The sequence below is a fragment of the Caulobacter sp. FG7 genome (assembly GCF_057808875.1).
Genome location: NZ_JBMDIW010000026.1, coordinates 1 through 17,856 on the forward strand (window position 1 = coordinate 1; position 17,856 = coordinate 17,856).

Genomic DNA, 17,856 nt, shown 5'->3' on the forward strand with positions numbered 1-17,856 from the left:
AAGTTCTGATGAGCGGCTCGCCGGCGTCCCTTTCCGCACACGGCGGCCGCCTGGCGGCGGCGGGGGCGGGTTTTCCGGACGCGCCCGCGCCGTGGCTCGACCTGTCGACGGGGATCAATCCCCGCCCCTATCCGGTTCCGCCCCAGGCTTTCGAGGACTGGGGCCGCCTGCCCGATCCAGCCGATCTGCTGAAGCTGGAAGCCGTCGCCGCCGAGGCTTTCGGCGTCGAGGATCCAAATCGGGTCGTCGCCCTGCCCGGCAGCGAGACGGCGATCCGGCTGCTGCCCAAGATCCTGCCGCGCGGCCGTGTGAGCCTGCCGCTGCCCACCTATTCCAGCCACGCCCACGCCTGGCGACGCGTCGGGTCGGAAGTGGTCGCCGATCCGGCCCAGGCCGACGTCTGCGTGGTGGTGAACCCCAACAATCCCGACGGCCGCAGCCTGGCGCCCGAGGCGGTGCTGGCGCTGGGCCAGCGCGGCGCGGTCGTCGACGAGGCCTTCGTCGAATGCGAGCCGTCGCTGTCGGTGGCCCGCTTCGCCGGCGCGCCCGGCCACGAGCGGCTGGTCGTGCTGCGCTCGTTCGGCAAGTTCTATGGCCTGGCCGGCCTTCGGCTGGGCTTCGTCATCGCCCGTCCAGCCCTGGCGCGCCGCCTGCGCGACACCCTGGGCGAATGGCCGCTCTCGGCGCCCGCCCTGGCCGCGGGCCTGGCGGCCTATCCCGACACCGCCTGGGCCGACGCCACGCGCGCCAGCCTGGCCGACGACGCCGCGCGGATGGACGCCCTGCTGGCTGCGGCCGGTTTCGAGGTGGTCGGCGGAACCAGTCTGTTCCGGCTGGCGCGTATCCCGGGCACCCCCGCCCGTTTCGAGGCCCTGGCCCGCGCCGGGATCCTGACCCGCCCCTTCGACCACGACGCCAGCCTGCTACGCTTCGGCCTGCCTGGATTCGACGCCGACTGGGCTCGCCTGGCCGCCGCCCTGGAGACTTCGCGATGACCGACGAGAACACCCAGCACGCCGAGGCCATGCGCGCCCTGAAGGCCGAGCGCGAAGAGCTGATGAAATCGAAGACGCTCGAGAAGGGCCTGCTGCTGGTCCATACGGGCGACGGCAAGGGCAAGTCTTCGGCCGGCTTCGGCATGGTCGCCCGCTCGCTGGGCTGGGGCATGCAGGTTGGCGTGGTGCAGTTCATCAAGGGCAAGTGGAAGACCGGCGAGCGCCTGTTCTTCAGCCGCTTTCCCGACCAGGTGCGGTACCGCGTGATGGGTGAAGGCTTCACCTGGGACACCCAGGACCGCGAGCGCGACATCGCCGCCGCAAAGGCCGCCTGGGAAGAGTCCAAGGCGATGATCGCCGACCCGACCCTGGACTTCGTGCTGCTGGACGAGATCAACATCGCCCTGCGCTACGACTATCTCGACATCGACGAGGTGGTGACGGTGCTGAAGGCCCGCCCCAACGACAAGCACGTCTGCCTGACCGGCCGCAACGCCAAGCCGCAGCTTCTGGAGATCGCCGACCTGGTCACCGAGATGACCCTGGTCAAGCATCCCTTCGAACAGGGCTTCAAGGCCCAGCGCGGGGTCGAGTTTTGAGCGGCCTCAGCCGCCGCACGGCCCTGGGCGCGGGCCTGGCGGTCGGGCTCGGCGCAAACGCCGTGCGGGCGGCGGCGCGCAAGCCGCGCCTCGTCTCGCTGAACCCGTGCCTCGACGGCGTGCTGGTCGAGGTGGCCGACCGCGACCAGATCGCAGCGCTCAGCCACTATGCCCGCGACCCACAGCAGTCGAGCATAGCCGAGCGGGCCAAGAGCTATCCGATCACCTACGAGAGCGCCGAGGAGGTGATCGCGCTGCGGCCCGACGTGGTGCTGAGCGCCGCCCACTCCTCGCCGGCCACCCGGGCGGCGCTGAAGCGGCTGGGCGTGCGGGCCGAGCTCTTCAAGGTGCCCAACAGCTGGGCCGAGAACCAGGCCGACATCCGCCGCATAGCCGACGCCGCCGGCCACCCGCAGCGCGGCGAGGCGCTGATCGCCCGCATCGACCGGGCTCTGGCCGCCTCGGCCCCGCCGCCGGGCTCCAGGCCGCTGGAGGCGCTGGTGTTTCAGCCCAACGGTTTCGCGGCCGGCGAAGGCACGCTGGTCGACGAGATGATGAAGCGCGCCGGCTTCACCAACGTCGCCAGCCGCTATGGCCTGAAGAAGTGGGGCAATGTCTCGCTGGAACGCCTGTTGGCCGATCCGCCGCAGGTGCTGCTGGCCGGCCAGGCGCGCCCCGACGCCCCGACCTGGGCCGAGCGCATGCTCAGCCACCCCGCCCTCGCCAGCGTGAGCCATCGCATGACCCGCGCCACCTTCCCCGAACGGCTGCTCTATTGCGGCGGCCCGACCCTGATCGACACCGCCGCGACCCTGGCGGCCGCTCGCCGCCAAGTGCTGAAGGCCCGCGCATGAGCCATTCCCGCCGTTCCTGGCTGCTGATCGGCGGCCTCCTGCTGGCCATAGCCGTCCTGTTTGGCCTGTCGCTTATGAGCGGCCGGGTCTGGGCGCCGTGGAGCGCCTGGGTCGACCGGGCCGATCCGCGCTGGGCGATCATCTTCGAACTGCGCCTGCCGCGCACGGTGCTGGCCGTAGCCATCGGGGCGGCTCTCGGGATGTCTGGCGCGGCCATGCAGGGCTACACCCGCAACCCGCTGGCCGATCCGGGCGTGCTGGGCGTGTCGTCCATGGCCGCGCTGGGTGCGGTGATGAGCCTCTATCTGGGCCTGGCCTTCACGGCGACCTGGCTGCTGCCGGCCTGCGCGATCCTGGGCGCGGGCTTCGGCGTCGTCCTGATGCTGGCCCTGGCCGGCACGACCGGCGGCACGGTGACCTTCCTGCTGGCCGGCGTGATCCTCAACACCGTGGCCAGCGCCGGCGTGGCCCTGGCCCTGTCGCTGGCTCCCAATCCCTGGGCAGCGCAGGAGATCATCAGCTGGCTGCTGGGCTCGCTGGCCGACCGCAGCGTCGAGGAGGTGCGACTGGCCGTGCCGCTGATCGTCGTGGGCCTGGCCATCCTGCTGACCCTGCGCAAGTCGCTGGACGCCCTGACCCTGGGCGAAACCGGCGCCGTGGCTTTGGGCGTCAACCTGTCGGCGGTGCGGGTGATCCTGGCGGTGGGCGTCGGGATCGCCTCGGGCGCCAGCGTGGCAGTGACCGGCCTGATCGGTTTCGTCGGCCTGATCGCCCCGCACCTCGTCCGCCCGCTGGTCGGGCACCGGCCCGGCGCCCTGCTCGTCCCCTCCGCCCTGGCCGGCTCGGCCCTGGTGCTGGCGGCCGACATCGTCGTGCGCCTGACGCCTTCGGCCGCCGAGATGCGGCTGGGCGTGGCCACCGCCGCCGTTGGCGGGCCGTTCTTCCTGGCCCTCCTGATCTCCATGCGCCGGAGGCTCGCATGACCCTCTCCACGCTTTCCGCCGAGAATCTGACCGTCTCCCTGGGCGGCCGCTCCGTGCTGCACGACGTCAGCGCCGAGTTCCGGGCCGGCGAGGTCACCGCCGTGGTCGGCCCCAACGGCGCGGGCAAGTCGACCCTGCTGGCGTGCCTGGCGGGCCTGCGCAAGCCGGACGCCGGAAACGTCAGCCTGGCCGGCGCGCCGCTGGCCGCCCTGTCGCACCGCGAACGCGCCCGGAAGATCGGCTTCCTGCCGCAGACGCCGGAAGTGGCCTGGGCCGTCGACGTCGAGACCCTGGTCGGCCTTGGCCGCACCCCGCACAGCGGCATGCGCGGCCTTTCCGAAGCCGACCGCCTGGCCGTGGCTCGGGCGCTGAAGCACACCGACCTCGAAGGCCTCGCCCGTCGCGAGGTCAAAAGCCTGTCGGGCGGCGAGCGCGGCCGGGCGCTGTTCGCCCGGGTGCTGGCCGGCGAGCCGAGCTGGCTCTTGGCCGACGAGCCGCTGGCGGGCCTGGATCCCGGCCACCAGCTTGATGCGGTGGACCTGATGCGCGGCTTCGCCGCCCAGGCCGGCCAGGGCGTGGTCATGACCCTGCACGACCTGGCCATCGCCGCGCGGCTGGCCGACCGCGTGCTGGTGCTGGTCGACGGCCGGCTGATCGCCGACGGCCCGCCGCGCGAGGCCTTGACTCCCGACGTGCTGGCCCGCGCCTATGGAGTCACGGCAAGAGTAGTCGAGGGCCAGTCTGGGCCGCTGATCGAACTCGTGGGACGCCATGGCTGAACCCCTGCTGCTCGCGCCTCCGCTGGCCCTGCTGATCGAAGCCGTGGTCGGCTATCCACAGGGCCTGCACAAGGTTCTGCCGCATCCGGTCACCTGGATCGGCAAGGCGATCGAGGCGATGGAGCGGCGGTGGAACCAGCCCGAGCGCACCGAGATCCGCCGCAAGGAGCTTGGCGTCGTCACCGTGGCGATCCTGGTCGGCGCCGCGATCCTGATCGGCAGCATACTGGAGGCGGCCTTCGACAGCGGCCTCCTGGCGACGCTGGCCGTGGCGCTTCTGGCGACGCTGGGCCTGGCGCAGCGCAGCCTGCACCAGCACGTGATGGCCGTGCTAGACCCGCTGGAGGGTGGCGACCTGCCCGCCGCCCGCGAGGCGGTGAGCCGGATCGTCGGCCGCGACGTCGACGACCTGGACCTCCACGGCGTCACGGCCGCGGCGCTGGAAAGCCTGGCCGAGAGCTTCAACGACGGCGTGGTGGCGCCGGCCTCGTGGCTGACCCTGTTCGGCCTGCCGGGCCTGTTCGCCTACAAGGCGGTGAACACCGCCGACAGCCAGATCGGCCACATGGAGCCGCGCTGGCGATCGTTCGGCTGGGCCGCGGCCAAGACCGACGACGTGATGAACTGGGTTCCCGCACGCCTGGCCGGCGGCCTGATCTGCCTGGCGGCCGGCTGGAAGGGCTGGGCGACCATGCGGCGCGATGCACGCAAGCACGCCTCGCCCAACGCCGGCTGGCCCGAGGCGGCCATGGCGGGCGCGCTCGGCGTCAAGCTGGGCGGACCGGCTCGCTACGACGGCGAGACCACTGAGCGCCCGAGCTTCGGCGACGGTCGCGCGCCTGACCTGACCGATCTGCGCCGGGGCCTGCGGATCTATCGCCGCGCCTGCGCCCTGCTGTGGCTGCTGGTCACCCTGCTGTGCCTGGGCGGCTGGAGACTGACCCAATGACCTTTGTTCCGCCGACCATCGCCGCCGTTGACCGCACGCTCGAGCCTAGGCTGCGCGCCAAGCTGGACGGCAAGGCCAAGCCGCCGGGCTCACTGGGCCGGGTCGAGGACCTGGCCGTGCGCCTGGGCCTGATCGCGAACGACCTGGGGCCTCGCGCCGATCGCACGGCGCTGCTGGTGTTCGCCGGCGACCATGGCCTGACCGAGGAAGGCGTCTCCAGCTATCCGTCCAGCGTGACCGTCGCCATGGTCGGCCTGTTCCTGTCGGGCCGTTCCAGCGTCAACGCCTTCGCCAAGGCGACCGGCGTGTCGGTCAAGGTGGTCGACGCCGGCGTCGCCGCCGACCTGCCAGCCCATCCGGACCTGATCGACGCCAAGGTGCGCCTGGGCGCACGCAACGCCGCCCGCGTGGCCGCCCTGACCCGGCAGGAGACCCAACTGGCCCTGACGCGGGGCGTCGAGATCGCCGGCGCCGCGCTGGACGAGGCCGACGTGCTGGCCATCGGCGAGATGGGCATCGGCAACAGTTCGGCCGCCGCCCTCGTCATGCACCGCCTGGCTCCGGCGCCGCTGGAGGCGTGCGTGGGCCAAGGCACCGGCCACGACGCCGAAGGGATGGCCCGCAAGGCCGCCGCCGTCGCCCGCGCCGCCGCCCGCAGCGACGCTGAGGATCCGTTCTCGGTGCTAGCCGAGTTCGGCGGCTGCGAGATCGCCATGATGGCCGGCGCGGTGCTGGGCGCGGCCGCGCGGCGGCGTCCTGTGCTGGTCGACGGCTTCATCGCCACCGCTGCGGCCCTGGCGGCCGTGCGACTGGCCCCCGAGGCGCTGGACTACTGCGTCTTCGCCCATGGCTCGGCCGAGAAGGGTCACGCGGCGATGCTGGCGGCGCTGGGCGCCGAGCCCCTGCTGGACCTTGGCCTGAGGCTGGGCGAAGGCACCGGCGCGGTGCTGGCCGCCCCGCTGCTGGCGGCGGCCGCCAACCTTCTGACGCAGGTGGCCGACCTAGCCGACGTGCTGGGATGATCGGCCGCCAGGTCCAGCTGCTGCTCTGTGCGGTGCAGTTCCTGACCCGCCTGCGGACCCCGGCCCTGCGCGGCTTCGAGCCCGACTGGATCACTCGCTCGGCCCGCTACTTCCCCCTGGTCGGCCTACTGGTCGGCGGGATCTGCGCACTGGCGCTGCTGGCCGCCAGCCAGGTCTGGAGCGGTTGGGTCCCCGCCCTGCTGGCCCTGGGCGTCGGCCTGCTGCTGACCGGCGGCTTCCACGAGGACGGCCTGGCCGACACCGCCGACGGCCTGGGCGGCGGCCAGACCCGCGAGCGCCGCCTGGAGATCATGAAGGACAGCCGCGTCGGGACCTACGGCGTACTGGTTCTCGTCGTCGTGCTGGGGACCAAGGCCGCGACCCTGGCGACGCTGACGCCGATGAGCGCCGCGCTGGCCCTGCTGGCCGCCCACGGCGTCGGGCGCGTGGCGGCGGTGGCGACCATGGCCGCCCTGCCCCATGTCAACGACCGCGCCGACGCCAAATACAAGCCCGCGCCCGACGGTGTGAAGCCGATCGAGGTGCTGGTCGCCGCGATCCTGGGCCTTTGGCCGCTGCTGCTGGCCCCGCCGCCGGGCGCGCTGGCGGCGATCGGCCTCGCCGCCGCCCTGGCTGTCGCCATGGCCCTTCTGGCCCGCCGGTTGATCGGCGGCTATGTCGGCGACGTGCTGGGCGCGATCGAACAGGTCGCCGAGCTGGGCGCGATGCTGGGCCTGGCGGCCGTGCTGGCGTGATCCTGGCCGTCTGCCCCCTGAACAGGTTGGACGCTCACCTGGCCGCGCACGCGCCCTCGCACGTGGTTAGCCTGCTGTCGCCGACCGCGCAGGCGCCGGAGATCGCCGAGATCGAGCGACTGCATCTGGCCTTCCACGACATCGCCGAGCCGCGCGAGGGCCTGATCGCCCCCAGCGCCACCATGATCGCCGAACTGCTGGCCTTCGCCGACACCTGGGACGGCGTGCGGCCCCTGTTGCTGCACTGCTACGCCGGTGTCAGCCGCTCGACGGCCGCGGCGTTCATCCTCGCCTGCCGCCTGGCGCCGGGCCGCGACGAGGGCGAACTGGCGCGCGCGCTCCGAAACCTCTCGCCCTCGGCCACGCCCAACCCGCTGATGGTGGCCCTGGCCGATGCGGCGCTGGAGCGCAACGGACGCATGGTCGCCGCCATCCAGGGCATCGGGCGCGGCGCGGAGGCCTTCGAGGGCGAGGCCTTCGCCTGGGAACCTCGTCAGTAGGTGACCGTCGCGATCACCTGATCGCCATAGGTCGCGGGCGACGGCGTGGTCTGGGCCGGGACGCGGCCGTAGAGGGTCAGCGGCTGGACGCCGCCCGTGCCGCTGCCGCCGACGGTCAGCCCCGCGCCGGTCCCCCAGGGTGATCCTCGCGCCTCGTCCTTGTAGATGCCGTAGGTGACGTACTGGCTGGCGGCCTTCATCCGGCGAGCCGTGGCCGAGGTTCCCTGCTGGCCGTTGTCGAGGCCGATGGCGTAGGGCGTGTCCTTGGTGCAGGTCACCGACATGCCGGTCTGGGCGTCCTTGTTGGCGCTGAGCACGCCGACATTGCCGAAGCTGAGGTTGCCGGTCGTGATCGTGCAGTCGGCGATCAGGGTGGCGCTGAAGGTGAAGGTGGCCGGCGTCAGGGTCGAGCCGACGGTGACCCCGGCGCAGGACAGAAGGTTCAGGCCCCAGAAGAAGGTCTGGCCGGTGAAGCTGGTTGAATAGGCGCCTGGCAGGGTCGTGGTGCTGGTCGACAGCCGCAGATAGACTGTCTGGTTGACGTTGATCGAACTGCCCGTGCCTGGATTGGCGGTGATCGTCGGCACCGTACCGAACACCAGCAGCACCGACGAACCCCAGGGCTGGGTGCGGCCGCTGTCCTGGTAGATCTGGAACGGCACGGTCGCCCCGCCGGGTCCGACCATGTAGCGCTGGCCAGAGCCGTTGCTGCCGCCGGATCCAGCGTCGAGGTTCGGGCACAGCGACACCGGCAGCAGCGGCGTCAGGCCGGTGCAGCTGAAGTTGAGGGTGGCCGTGGCGTCGACATTGCCGGCCGTCAGCGGGCTGAGGGTCGAGCCGAGATTGACGCTGGAGATCGAGGCGTTGCAGCTGGCGGCGGCCTGGGCCTTGGACGGTGCCGCGAACCATGCCAGGGCGGCGAAGAGCAGGCCAGCCAGCGCCACCAAGCGCGGGCGCCAGAGCCTAGCGGCAGACGGCGTCGACGACATGCCGGCCTCCCTCGCTGGTCGCCGGGCCCAGAACCAGGCGCGCGACGCATTCGTTGCCGTCCTCGACGACGACGCGCAGATCGCCGTCCGCGATGACACCCGTCAGGAAAGTCTGGCCATCGTAGCCGACGATGGCCCGCTCGGGCACGCCGGGGCGGATCACCTCGGCGCCCGGCGGCACGAAGCTGCCGTCAGGCCGGTGCAGGGTCAACAGCACCGCCGGCGGGCTCTTGCCCACGCCGAAGCGGACGATGGCGCCACCGCCGGCCATCGGGGTGACGGCGCGCTCGGTTTGCGCCGCCTCCAGTTCCAACGGCAGGTCCTGGCTGTCGATCGACAGACGGTTGACGTCGAAGGCCTCGAGATTGCGCACCAGCAGCCGGCCGTTGCGGTCGCTGCGGCCGACCTTCTGGTTCTGATAGAGCACCGGTACGTCCGGGGCGCCGACCTCCACGAGGGCGAACGAGCCTTCAAGCCGGGTGGTCGTGGCGCTGACCCCGCCCAGCCAGGCCACCGCGCCCTCGACCTGCACCTGGCCGCGGGCGGCGCCATCGGCGTACTGCACCGCGCCCGAGACGCGGGCGCTGCGTCCTCTATAGGCGCCCTGGAGCTCCGCGCCCTGCCTGGCGCCCTGCTCGATGCGGCCGCGCCAGCCGTAGCTGCCCTCGACCTGGGTCTCGGCGCGGCTGGCCTCGACGAAGGCGACGGTGTCGCCGCCCTGGGCCTGCGCCCCGACGGTGGCCGAGCCGGTAGAGCCGAGCGGGATCGAAATGCCCAGGAAAGCGCCAGTGTCCCGCCGCTCGCCCCGGCTGGCGTAGGCGGTCACATAGGCCGTGACACGATCGGCCAGGGTATGGCGCAGCAAGCCGCTCCATACCTCGCGGCGCGGCCCCGACGCGGGGCTCTGGGCGCTGTACGAGGCGCTGACCACAGGCACGTCGCCGCTTCTCATCAGCCGCGCCAGACGAAGCGGCGTTGACACCGTGACCTGGTCGATGGCGCGCGGCGGCTCGTCGCCGGCCATCCGCCAGTTGCGATAGAATGACGGCCGCGAGGTGACGGACGCCAGGTCGCGGTAGCCGTCCGAGGCCCGCATGCTCACGCCCGAAATGTAGAAGCCGGCGAACCGGCTGTCGAAGACCACGGCCGCCAAGGCGCCGCTGCGATCGTCGACATGGCTTGCGGCGGCCGAGGCCGAAACCACGCCCAGACCACCGAACTGGACCGTCACCCCGCCGCCGCCCTGGACGAGCCCGGCGCCGGCTTCGACATGACCCTCGACCGTCAGGGCGTCCAGTACGCCGTAGCGCAGGCTGGCCGAGGCGATCGGCGATCCGGCGTAGTCGGCGGACTCCACGCCAAAGCCGCGACGGGCGAACCCCGCTTCGGCCGAGAAATCGGCCAGTCCCTTGCGCAGCAGCAGGGGCGTGGCGAAGAACGGCGCATCGACCGCCACCTGCCGGCCGGCCGCGTCGTTGAGCACAAGGCGCACATTGCTGTAGCCCTGGGCCGAGGGCAGGCCGTCGATGCGGATGGGCCCGGCCCCGACCGGCCGGCTGAGGACGCGGCTGTCGTTGACGTAGAGTTCGAGCGTCGACGGCGCGGCCGCCGTGGCGGCCAGACGCGGCGATGGCATGGTGACGATGTCGGGCCGGGTGGCGAAGTCGCGACGGATCTGGAAGCCGGCCATGCGGATGGGGCGCGTCCAGGCGAAGCCGCCGTTGATGTAGTCGCCGCCGCGCAGGCCCAGCATGCGCTTGGGATCGTACCAGGACCAGGTGGTGTCCAGGCGCACGATGCGGGTCTCGTCGCCGACGTGGCTGGCCGAGACGCTGCTGGCCACGGCGCCGAACCGGCCAAAGACGCGGCCGTCGAGCGCCAGCCCGACGGCGTCGACGCCCAGCGCGTCGTCGGCGTCGACCTGCCCGGCGTCGGCCGAGACGATGTAGTTGAGCACCGCGCCCAGGTCCTGGAGCGGCGCGCCGGCCGCCTCACGGCGAACCGACAGGTCGAAGCGCTGGATCGCCAGCTGGTCGAGATCGGCGGTGACCACCAGGCGCTGGCCCGGGTCGTCATAGGCGGCCGTCAGGCCCGGAATGGACGAAAGCTCCACAAGACCCATGCCGGAGGCGGCCAGGCCCACGGCGCGCATCTCGTCGGCCCGCATGCGCAGGCGGCCGTCGGCCTCGCGCTCCACAGCGGCCACCAGGCCGGTGTTGCGACCGTTGATCCAGACTTCGAGTTGCAGGTCCTCGCGCAGGGTCGCGACAGCCTTGAGATCGGGGAGCGGCAGGTCCTGGGCCAGGGCGCAGGCCCCGTAGGCGGCGAAGACGGCGCTCAGGAGGGCCGCCTCAGTCGCTCTTGAGCGTCGCATCGATCGGCCCGGTGTCGGTGTCGGCGATCAGCCGAACCCCGGCGGCGGGCTGGAAAGCCCCCGCGGGCCAGGAGACTTCCGCTCCAGGCAGCACATAGCCCACCAGGCCCTTGCGTTCGGCAAGGACCGCTCCAGAGGCGTCGCCGATCTTCAGATTGGCCAGACGCAGGCGGCGGGCGCCGGTGTTGCGGCCGACCAGGGCCGCGCCGCCGTCCTCGGACGGCTGCAGCCGCCATTCGATCCGGGGCCGCTCGCGGCCGGACCCGAAGAACAGCGGGATCGAGTGGCGCATCAGCAGGGTCACCTGCCTGCCGGACTCGCTGAGCGGCGGCGGCAGTTCGTCGACGATCAGGCGGTAAGCCTCCTCGCCCTCGGGCGGATGGCCGTCCAGGCGCACGACGCGGACCGTGCGGCTGGCGCCGGGCTCGACCTTGGCGATCGGCGGGCTGGCGACCACGCCCGTGGCCGGGGTCAGGACGTCGCGACCATTGGCCTGCGTCCAGCGGAACACCCGGATCTGGACGTTCAGCGGGGCGGCGTCGTCGTTCTGCAGCGTCAGGGTCGTCGCGTTCTGGCCCGCGGGCAGGTCCAGGCTCACGGGGCTGACGCGCAGCGACGCGGCGGTCGCTTGCGCGCCGCCCAGCGCGGCCAGGGCCAGACCGGCCAGGAGGACGACCGCGCGCATGTCAGTAGGTGATCGTCACCGCCACGAGGTCGCTGTAGGCGCCCTGGGCCGGCGTGGTCTGGGCCGAGACACGGCCGTAGGCCGTGTAGGACTGCACGGCGCCGTTGCCGGTGCCGGCCTGGGTGTCGACGTTCTGGGTCACGCCCCAGACCTGGGTCCGGCTCGCGTCGCGGTAGAGGGCGTAGCCGACCGTGTCATTGGCGGCGCTGGTCATCTTGCGCGCGGCCACAGTGGCGCCCGTGCCCGCCCCGGCGCTCAGGGCGACCGTATAGGGCGTGGAATTGGTGCACTGGACACCAATGGTGCTGGTGGTGTCGATGTTGGCGTCGATGACCCCGCGCGAGCCGAAGTCAACATTCGAAGCCGACTGCACCTTGCACTCGCCTTGAATGGTCAAGTTGACCTGAAAAGAACTCGACGCCGTTGCAGCAGTCGCCGAACCAGAGATCGCCATGAACGCCATCGTTCCTACGACGAAAACTGAAGTCGCTATTTTCCTCATGTCCGGCTGCCCCTTCTGGAAATTCGAACAAGCTCTCACTCGCGTAAGACTTGCTGCGCTCGCCGTTGCCGAGTGATTAACGAGCATTAGGAGTAGCTGCGACAGTCGGCCGCGGAAGTTGCGCTCTCCCGGGTGGAGAGTCGGCGAACCCACCTCCCCCGGAAGTGGAGAAACGTCAATTTTCGGGACGTGCTTTGGTTGAGCAATAAGGGAAACGTCGATTTTTGAACGCTGTTATATCGCGAGCGACTGACATGAATGAAAGTAACCGGCCCGCGTAGCCGAGGCGCCTGTCGCAGGGACGTTATGTCGCAGCGGCCAACCAGGAAGCCCGCCGCGGCGCTCGCGATTTCGACGTCGATGGGCCGGGTTTCGACAAATCCGGCCGCCATTCTCCAAGCTTGGCGGGCGCCGGACAGGCAAGATAACGACGTTCGATCGGCGCTCCACCGCACCGCCCCTCGGACGGCGCGGCCCTCCTCCCCCATTATCGAGGCCGCCCGGCCGCCGTCTTGCCGCCACCCCGACAGGCGAGACGGCGGCCGCATGCGGCGCCCGCATGGAACGCGGCGGCGCTTTGCGGCTTCCTCCTCCAAAGGAGGCCGCCATGCCCCACGTCCGATCGATCCCGGCCGCCCTGCCCGCCGAAGGGCCCGACAAGTCCATCGACCTGCAGGAACCCCGCTCGGTCCGCTACTGGACCGAGACCCTGGGCGTCAGCGAGGAACAGCTCCACACCGCCTGCGAACACGCCGGCGCGTCGGTGGAGGAAGTGCGCAGGTATCTGGGCAGCAACAGCTGAGAGGGCGTAACGACGTCCGCTTCTGTCGCAGCCCCCGTGTCATCATCTCCTGCGAAGGAGATATGACACCATGAGGAACCACACCAGTAGGCCCGACCCTATCCTACTCGACTGCTTTCTCTGTAAGAAAAACTTTCCCTTCTCACACGGTCAGTATGAGGGGGTAGGCATCGCAAAATGGAAAATTCGCGTGTGCCGCATCTGCTATATTTCGAACCACGACGGCTTGGTGATTGAATACCACCCTCGGCTTCGAAAACACCTTGCCGACTTGAACATCCCAATCAAGCTGAATGCGAAAGGATGGCTAGATTGGCCTACATGATCGCAATGCAAGCAGGTTGGTAGGCCTGGAGGGACTCGAACCCCCAACCAGACCGTTATGAGCGGTCGGCTCTAACCATTGAGCTACAGGCCCCCATGCCGTGCGGGACGAGAGTCGGCGCGGGCGAGGACCGGTCGATTAGCATGGGCTGCACGCGGCTTAAAGGTGCGGTTCAGGTTGAGTTTGCGACAGGGGAACCAATCGCGGGTCGACGCACTGTTGGGTCCCCGCGCGCAGGAGAACAAGAACCATGATCCGCATCCGCTCGACCGTCCCGGCCCTGGCCGCCGCCGGCGCCGCCGTCCTGGCCCTGTCGGCCGTCCCCGCGGCCGCCCAGAGCAACGACGCGGCCTTCCGGGCCACCACCTTCAACCTGTCGGCCTCGGGCGAGACCGCCATCGCGCCCGACATGGCCACCATCACCCTGGGCGTCCAGACCGAAGGCGCCAGCGCCGCCGCGGCCCTGTCGGCCAACGGGACGGCGATGAACAAGGTGATCGCGGCCCTGAAGAAGGCCGGCGTCGCCGAGCGCGACATCCAGACCTCGAACCTCAACGTCAATCCGCAGTACGTCTACGAGCAGAATCAGCCGCCGCGCCTGACCGGCTACCAGGCCAGCAACCAGGTGACGATCCTGGCGCGCGACCTCTCCAAGCTGGGTCAGACGGTGGACGCCGCGGCCTCGGCCGGGGCCAACACCGTCAGCGGCATCAGCTTTGGCCTGCAGAACCCGCAGAAGGCCGAGGACGAGGCGCGCATCAAGGCCGTCGCGGCCCTGAAAGCCAAGTCCGACCTCTATGCCCGGGCCACCGGCTACAAGGTGGTGCGCCTGGTCAGCCTGAACGAGGCCGGCGGCTACACGCCCTCGCCGCAGCCCGTGCCGATGTTCGCCATGGCCAAGCGCGAGATGGCCGATTCCACGGCGATCTCGGGCGGCGAACTGAAGGTGCGGGTCGAGGTCAGCGCCACCTACGAGGCGCAGCAGTAAGCGAGCCTAAAGGTCCGCGCCGGTCAGAAGCCGGCGCGGACGAAGGCGCGTTCGACGCGGTCCTGGATCTCGATGCCCGGCAGGGCGCGCTCGCCCTCCATGACCGCAAGGTAGCGCAGGCCGGAAGCTTCACGACCCTTGCCGGCTGGCACCGGGCCCATGGCCCAGCCCACCCGGTTGGTCGGGCTGCTGTCGCAGCTGATGAACTTCGCCTCGCCGGCCAGATTGGCCTTCAGCACGTCCTGGGCCGTCGAGGTCTTGCCCTCGCAGGTCGGCAGGTTGCGGGCGCAGGAGATATAGCCCCCGCCCGTCCAGAGCACTTTTCCGCCCGCCTCGGCGATCAGCACGCAGGTCGAGGGCGAGCCGATGGCCCGGCCGACGGCCTGGGTCAGGGCGTCCTCGTCGACGCCCTTGGGCAGCTTCGAGCCGCCGCAGCCGGCCAGCGCCAGGGCGCTAGCCAGGACGAGCGCCAGGGCGGCCGCCGACCGCATCAGGCGGCCTGCTTGATGATGTTGCCTTCGTCGAGCAGCACGACGGTCGGAGCGTAGTTGCGCGCCTCCTCGGCCGGCATCTGGCAGTAGGTGACGACGATGACAGTGTCGTTCTTCTGCACCAGGCGGGCGGCGGCGCCGTTGACGCCGATCACCTTCGAGCCGCGCGGGGCCTCGATGGCGTAGGTGGTGAAGCGCGCGCCGGTGGTGATGTTGAGCACGTCGACCTGTTCGTTGGGCAGGATGCCCGAGGCGTCCAGAAGGTCGCGGTCGATGGCGATCGAACCTTCGTAGTCGAGGTCGGCCTGGGTCACCGTGGCGCGGTGCAGCTTGGCCTTCATCATGGTCAGAAGCATGGCGACGCCCCTTCTTATCTCGTTGAAACACTGGGATTTCGCGAGGTCGCCACACACATGACCCGCGTTCAGTCAGGGCCATATAGACAGGATGAGGCCCGCGTTCAATCGCAGCGCAGCAAGCCGCGGTGGATGGTCGCGTGGGGATCAGCCCGCCTTGGCCTTCAGGAACCCCGTCATCTGGGCCAGGACAGGCGCCTTGCGACGGAACGGCCGCGACAGCGCCAGCAAGGGCGCGGCGTGGTCCAGCCCCGGATAGACCTGCTCCTCGACGACCGCGCCCGCCTCGCGCAGGGCCTTGGCCAGCTTGCGGGTGTTGTGCGGGCGGACCGTCCTGTCCTCCTCGCCGCTCGCCAGGAAGGCGGCCGGCGCGGCGGCGTGGGCGAAGCCGATCGGCTGGGTGGCCGGCAGGTCGTCGACATGTCCGAAGGTGCGGGTAGTGATCTCGCCGTCCAGCGGCAGGAAGGCGTAGGGGCCCGACAGCCCTGCGAAGGCCTTCACCACGCCGCTCGGGACGCCAGCCGCAGCCAGGTACAATGGATCCAGGGCCAGCATGGCGGCGATGTAGGCGCCGGCCGAATGCCCGGCCAGCGACAACCGGGCCGGATCGCCGCCCAGGCGTGGCGCATGCTCGACCGCCCAGCGAACAGCCAGCGCAGCGTCCTCCAGGAAGGCCGGATAGACGACCTCGGGATGAAGCCGATAGTCAGGCGTGACGACGACGAAGCCCTGGGCCGCCAGGGCGCGCGCGGCCCAGCCATAATCTCTTCGGCGACCCGAGTTCCAGGCCCCGCCGTAGAAGAACACCAGCACCGGCCAATCCCCTGCCCCGCTCGCCGGGACATGGACATCGAGCCGCTAGCGCGAATGGTCGCCATAGGAAACCCCGCGCACCGGGCGGCGCGCGGGGTCCTTGGGCGTCAGGGTCGCGAAGATCGCCAGCGGCGACCAGGCTTCCGACAGGCTCAGAGCTTGAACCCGCCGGCCAGGATCTTGGTGTGGACCGCCTTGGTGACCTTCACATAGCCCTTGCCGGGCTCGCGGAAATACAGCGGATCCTTGATGACGGCCGGGTCGAAGCCCTCCTTCACCAGGTCGATCTTGCGGTACTTGAAGGTGCCGGTGGTCTCGATCTCGGGCTGCAGGCGCACGAACACCGGACGGGCGTAGGCGGGCATCTCGCGATCGACATATTCGGCCAGGTTGTCGATCTCGAACTCGGGGCCGACGACCAGCGAGGCCATGCCGGCCTTGCCGTCGAGATCGCCCACCGGCACGCCGTAGACGTTGATTTCCTTGACGCCCGGGAAGCCGGCGAGGCGTTCCGACACCTCGCTGGTGGCGACGTTCTCGCCCTTCCAGCGGAAGGTGTCGCCGATGCGGTCGACGAAGTAGATGTAGCCGTCGCTGTCCTGGCGCATCAGGTCGCCGGTGCGGAACCAGGCGTCGCCCTTTTCGAAGACGTCGTGCAGCACCTTCTTTTCGGTGGCGGCCTTGTCGGCATAGCCGGTGAAGTTGGAGCGCGCGTCGCTGGCGATATGGCCGATGCACTCGCCGATCTCGCCGGGCTTGACCTCGACGCAGCAGCCGTTCGGGCCACGCACGGGGGTTTCGGTCTCGACGTCGAACTTGACGATGCGGATGTTGAACTTCTTCTTCAGGTAGCCCGGCACCCGACCGATGGCGCCGCGGCGGCCGTCGAAGTTGAACAGCGACACGTTGCCTTCGGTGGCGCCGTAGAACTCGAGCACCCCGCCCACCTTGAAGCGGTCGAGCATGTCGTCCCAGACGTCGGGACGCAGGCCGTTGCCGAAGATCAGGCGCAGCTTGTGGGCGCGCTCGAACTCGTTCTCGGGCTGGTTGGCCAGGTAGCGGCACAGCTCGCCGATATAGACGAACATGGTGCAGTTCTCGGTGACCACGTCGCTCCAGAAGTGGGTGGCCGAGAACTTCTTGCGCAGCACGATGCTGCCGCCGTTCAGCAGGCCAGCGCCCATGGCGCAGAGACCGCCGGTGGCGTGATAGAGCGGCAGGGTCACGTAGATGCGGTCGGTGGCGCGCGAGTCCGTCGAGCCGGCGAAGCCGCGCATGTAGAGCTGGGCGCGCATGTGGGTGATGCGCGCGGCCTTGGGCAGGCCGGTGGTGCCGCTGGTGAAGATGTAGAGCGCGGTGTCCTTGGCCACTAGGCCGTCGCGGGCCGTCAGGCGGTCTGGGCGCAACTGGCTGCAGCTCTTCAGGGCGTTGACCAGGTCGCGCTGGTCGCCGTGCACCGGGCCCAGCACCCACTGCTGGATGTGGCGGCCCAGTTGTTCCTTGACGTCCTCGAAGCAGGGCGAGGTGTCCGGGTCGACGATGCAGTGCAGCGCCTGGGAGATGTTGAGGCAGTGCGCCAGCGCGGCGCCCGTCAGTTGGTTATTTATCAGAGCCGTGGCGACGCCGACCTTCGAAAGACCGTACCAGATGGCCAGGTATTCGATCCGGTTGGGCATGAAGAGGGCGACGGTCTGGCCGCGGGTGATCCCCTGGCCCTTGGCCCAGTGCGCGTAGCGGTTCGCGATCGCGTCCAGCTCGGCATAGGTGATCGTCTTGCCTTCGAACGTGATGGCGGGGTTGTTGCGCCACTTGTCGACCGCCGCTTCCAGATCGTCGCAGATCAGGTTGTCGCTGTCGGGCGCGATCGACTTCACACGCTTGAGGGTGCGGGTCAGTCCCTTCAGGAACCGCCACTCGCGCTTCAACTTGGCCTGCAGACGCATAAATTCACTCCCTTCAAACAACCATTGGAGAGCGCCGGGCTAGCGGTCAAGTCGTTGGAAGGTCTTGAGTGTGCATCTGCGAAAAGCAACCTCGCAATTGCGACAAATCTTTTCGCATGCCGTAAGGGCACTATTGAAAGGGCCCCGTGGAA

19 protein-coding genes, 1 tRNA gene and 1 pseudogene are annotated in these 17,856 nt (G+C 70.1%); 12 read left to right on the top strand and 9 right to left on the bottom strand.

From position 1 onward, the window contains the following. The 9 genes from cobD to ACODR1_RS19180 all read left to right on the top strand — a co-directional run. Window positions 1-995 (top strand): threonine-phosphate decarboxylase CobD (gene cobD / locus ACODR1_RS19140; protein ID WP_488881875.1); only part of this gene is annotated, 995 nt, incomplete at its 5' end. Next, the gene (cobO, locus tag ACODR1_RS19145) at window positions 992-1,594 is read left to right on the top strand and encodes a cob(I)yrinic acid a,c-diamide adenosyltransferase (RefSeq protein ID WP_488881876.1); all 603 of its coding nucleotides are present in this window, start codon (window positions 992-994) and stop codon (window positions 1,592-1,594) included. The genes cobD and cobO, both read left to right, overlap by 4 nt. Continuing rightward, window positions 1,591-2,448, top strand: a complete 858-nt coding sequence (locus ACODR1_RS19150; RefSeq protein ID WP_488881877.1) for an ABC transporter substrate-binding protein — start codon at window positions 1,591-1,593, stop codon at window positions 2,446-2,448. The genes cobO and ACODR1_RS19150 overlap by 4 nt, the downstream gene beginning before the upstream one ends. Next, a complete protein-coding gene (locus ACODR1_RS19155) occupies window positions 2,445-3,431 on the top strand; it encodes a FecCD family ABC transporter permease (protein ID WP_488881878.1) in 987 nt (328 codons plus the stop codon). The genes ACODR1_RS19150 and ACODR1_RS19155 overlap by 4 nt, the downstream gene beginning before the upstream one ends. After that, a complete protein-coding gene (locus ACODR1_RS19160) occupies window positions 3,428-4,210 on the top strand; it encodes an ABC transporter ATP-binding protein (RefSeq protein ID WP_488881879.1) in 783 nt (260 codons plus the stop codon). The genes ACODR1_RS19155 and ACODR1_RS19160 overlap by 4 nt, the downstream gene beginning before the upstream one ends. Then, entirely contained in the window at window positions 4,203-5,159 is a 957-nt protein-coding gene (gene cbiB / locus ACODR1_RS19165; RefSeq protein WP_488881880.1) for an adenosylcobinamide-phosphate synthase CbiB, read from the top strand. Before ACODR1_RS19160 ends, cbiB begins: the two co-directional genes overlap by 8 nt. Continuing rightward, the gene (gene cobT, locus ACODR1_RS19170; protein ID WP_488881881.1) at window positions 5,156-6,181 is read left to right on the top strand and encodes a nicotinate-nucleotide--dimethylbenzimidazole phosphoribosyltransferase; all 1,026 of its coding nucleotides are present in this window, start codon (window positions 5,156-5,158) and stop codon (window positions 6,179-6,181) included. The genes cbiB and cobT overlap by 4 nt, the downstream gene beginning before the upstream one ends. Further along, window positions 6,178-6,936: an adenosylcobinamide-GDP ribazoletransferase gene (gene cobS, locus ACODR1_RS19175; RefSeq protein WP_488881882.1), complete on the top strand. Its 759-nt coding sequence runs from the start codon at window positions 6,178-6,180 to the stop codon at window positions 6,934-6,936. Before cobT ends, cobS begins: the two co-directional genes overlap by 4 nt. Next, on the top strand, window positions 6,933-7,436 hold the full coding sequence (locus ACODR1_RS19180) for a tyrosine phosphatase family protein (RefSeq protein ID WP_488881883.1): 504 nt from the start codon (window positions 6,933-6,935) through the stop codon (window positions 7,434-7,436). The genes cobS and ACODR1_RS19180 overlap by 4 nt, the downstream gene beginning before the upstream one ends. On the opposite strand, the gene ACODR1_RS19185 is transcribed toward ACODR1_RS19180, so the two are convergent. Genes ACODR1_RS19185 through ACODR1_RS19200 form a run of 4 tightly spaced genes read right to left on the bottom strand, consistent with a single transcriptional unit; the run spans window position 7,430 to window position 11,986 of the window. Beyond that, the gene (locus ACODR1_RS19185; RefSeq protein ID WP_488881884.1) at window positions 7,430-8,425 is read right to left on the bottom strand and encodes a Csu type fimbrial protein; all 996 of its coding nucleotides are present in this window, start codon (window positions 8,423-8,425) and stop codon (window positions 7,430-7,432) included. The two genes, ACODR1_RS19180 and ACODR1_RS19185, sit on opposite strands and share 7 nt — an antisense overlap. Beyond that, window positions 8,400-10,799, bottom strand: coding sequence for a fimbria/pilus outer membrane usher protein (locus ACODR1_RS19190; protein WP_488881885.1), 2,400 nt, complete (start codon window positions 10,797-10,799; stop codon window positions 8,400-8,402). Before ACODR1_RS19190 ends, ACODR1_RS19185 begins: the two co-directional genes overlap by 26 nt. Then, complete coding sequence (locus ACODR1_RS19195; protein ID WP_488881886.1) at window positions 10,777-11,484, bottom strand: fimbrial biogenesis chaperone; 708 nt, start codon at window positions 11,482-11,484, stop codon at window positions 10,777-10,779. Before ACODR1_RS19195 ends, ACODR1_RS19190 begins: the two co-directional genes overlap by 23 nt. Window position 11,485: 1 nt before the next feature. Continuing rightward, on the bottom strand, window positions 11,486-11,986 hold the full coding sequence (locus tag ACODR1_RS19200; protein ID WP_101716194.1) for a Csu type fimbrial protein: 501 nt from the start codon (window positions 11,984-11,986) through the stop codon (window positions 11,486-11,488). On the opposite strand from ACODR1_RS19200, the gene ACODR1_RS19205 reads away from it, so the two are divergent. Together ACODR1_RS19205 and ACODR1_RS19210 are read left to right on the top strand one after the other, a co-directional pair. Further along, window positions 11,937-12,062 carry a hypothetical protein gene (locus ACODR1_RS19205; RefSeq protein WP_276308906.1) on the top strand — a complete coding sequence of 42 codons (126 nt, stop codon included), beginning with the start codon at window positions 11,937-11,939 and terminating at the stop codon, window positions 12,060-12,062. The genes ACODR1_RS19200 and ACODR1_RS19205 overlap by 50 nt on opposite strands. Before the next feature lie 531 nt (window positions 12,063-12,593). Further along, on the top strand, window positions 12,594-12,788 hold the full coding sequence (locus ACODR1_RS19210) for a DUF3606 domain-containing protein (protein ID WP_488881887.1): 195 nt from the start codon (window positions 12,594-12,596) through the stop codon (window positions 12,786-12,788). Between the two features lie 342 nt (window positions 12,789-13,130). On the opposite strand, the gene ACODR1_RS19215 is transcribed toward ACODR1_RS19210, so the two are convergent. Next, window positions 13,131-13,206, bottom strand: a tRNA-Ile gene (locus ACODR1_RS19215). A 157-nt stretch (window positions 13,207-13,363) separates the two neighbouring features. On the opposite strand from ACODR1_RS19215, the gene ACODR1_RS19220 reads away from it, so the two are divergent. Then, complete coding sequence (locus ACODR1_RS19220; protein WP_488881888.1) at window positions 13,364-14,101, top strand: SIMPL domain-containing protein; 738 nt, start codon at window positions 13,364-13,366, stop codon at window positions 14,099-14,101. A 23-nt stretch (window positions 14,102-14,124) separates the two neighbouring features. Here the strand turns inward: ACODR1_RS19220 and ACODR1_RS19225 are convergent, their stop codons facing one another. From ACODR1_RS19225 to ACODR1_RS19240, 4 genes and pseudogenes are all read right to left on the bottom strand, one after another. Further along, window positions 14,125-14,592: a hypothetical protein gene (locus tag ACODR1_RS19225; protein WP_488881889.1), complete on the bottom strand. Its 468-nt coding sequence runs from the start codon at window positions 14,590-14,592 to the stop codon at window positions 14,125-14,127. Continuing rightward, complete coding sequence (panD, locus tag ACODR1_RS19230; protein WP_116487221.1) at window positions 14,592-14,948, bottom strand: aspartate 1-decarboxylase; 357 nt, start codon at window positions 14,946-14,948, stop codon at window positions 14,592-14,594. Before panD ends, ACODR1_RS19225 begins: the two co-directional genes overlap by 1 nt. Window positions 14,949-15,095: 147 nt before the next feature. Further along, a pseudogene (locus ACODR1_RS19235) lies at window positions 15,096-15,791 on the bottom strand (alpha/beta hydrolase); the annotation flags it as partial. Window positions 15,792-15,913: 122 nt separating this feature from the next. Beyond that, the gene (locus ACODR1_RS19240; RefSeq protein ID WP_488881890.1) at window positions 15,914-17,704 is read right to left on the bottom strand and encodes a long-chain-acyl-CoA synthetase; all 1,791 of its coding nucleotides are present in this window, start codon (window positions 17,702-17,704) and stop codon (window positions 15,914-15,916) included. Window positions 17,705-17,856 lie beyond the last annotated feature (152 nt).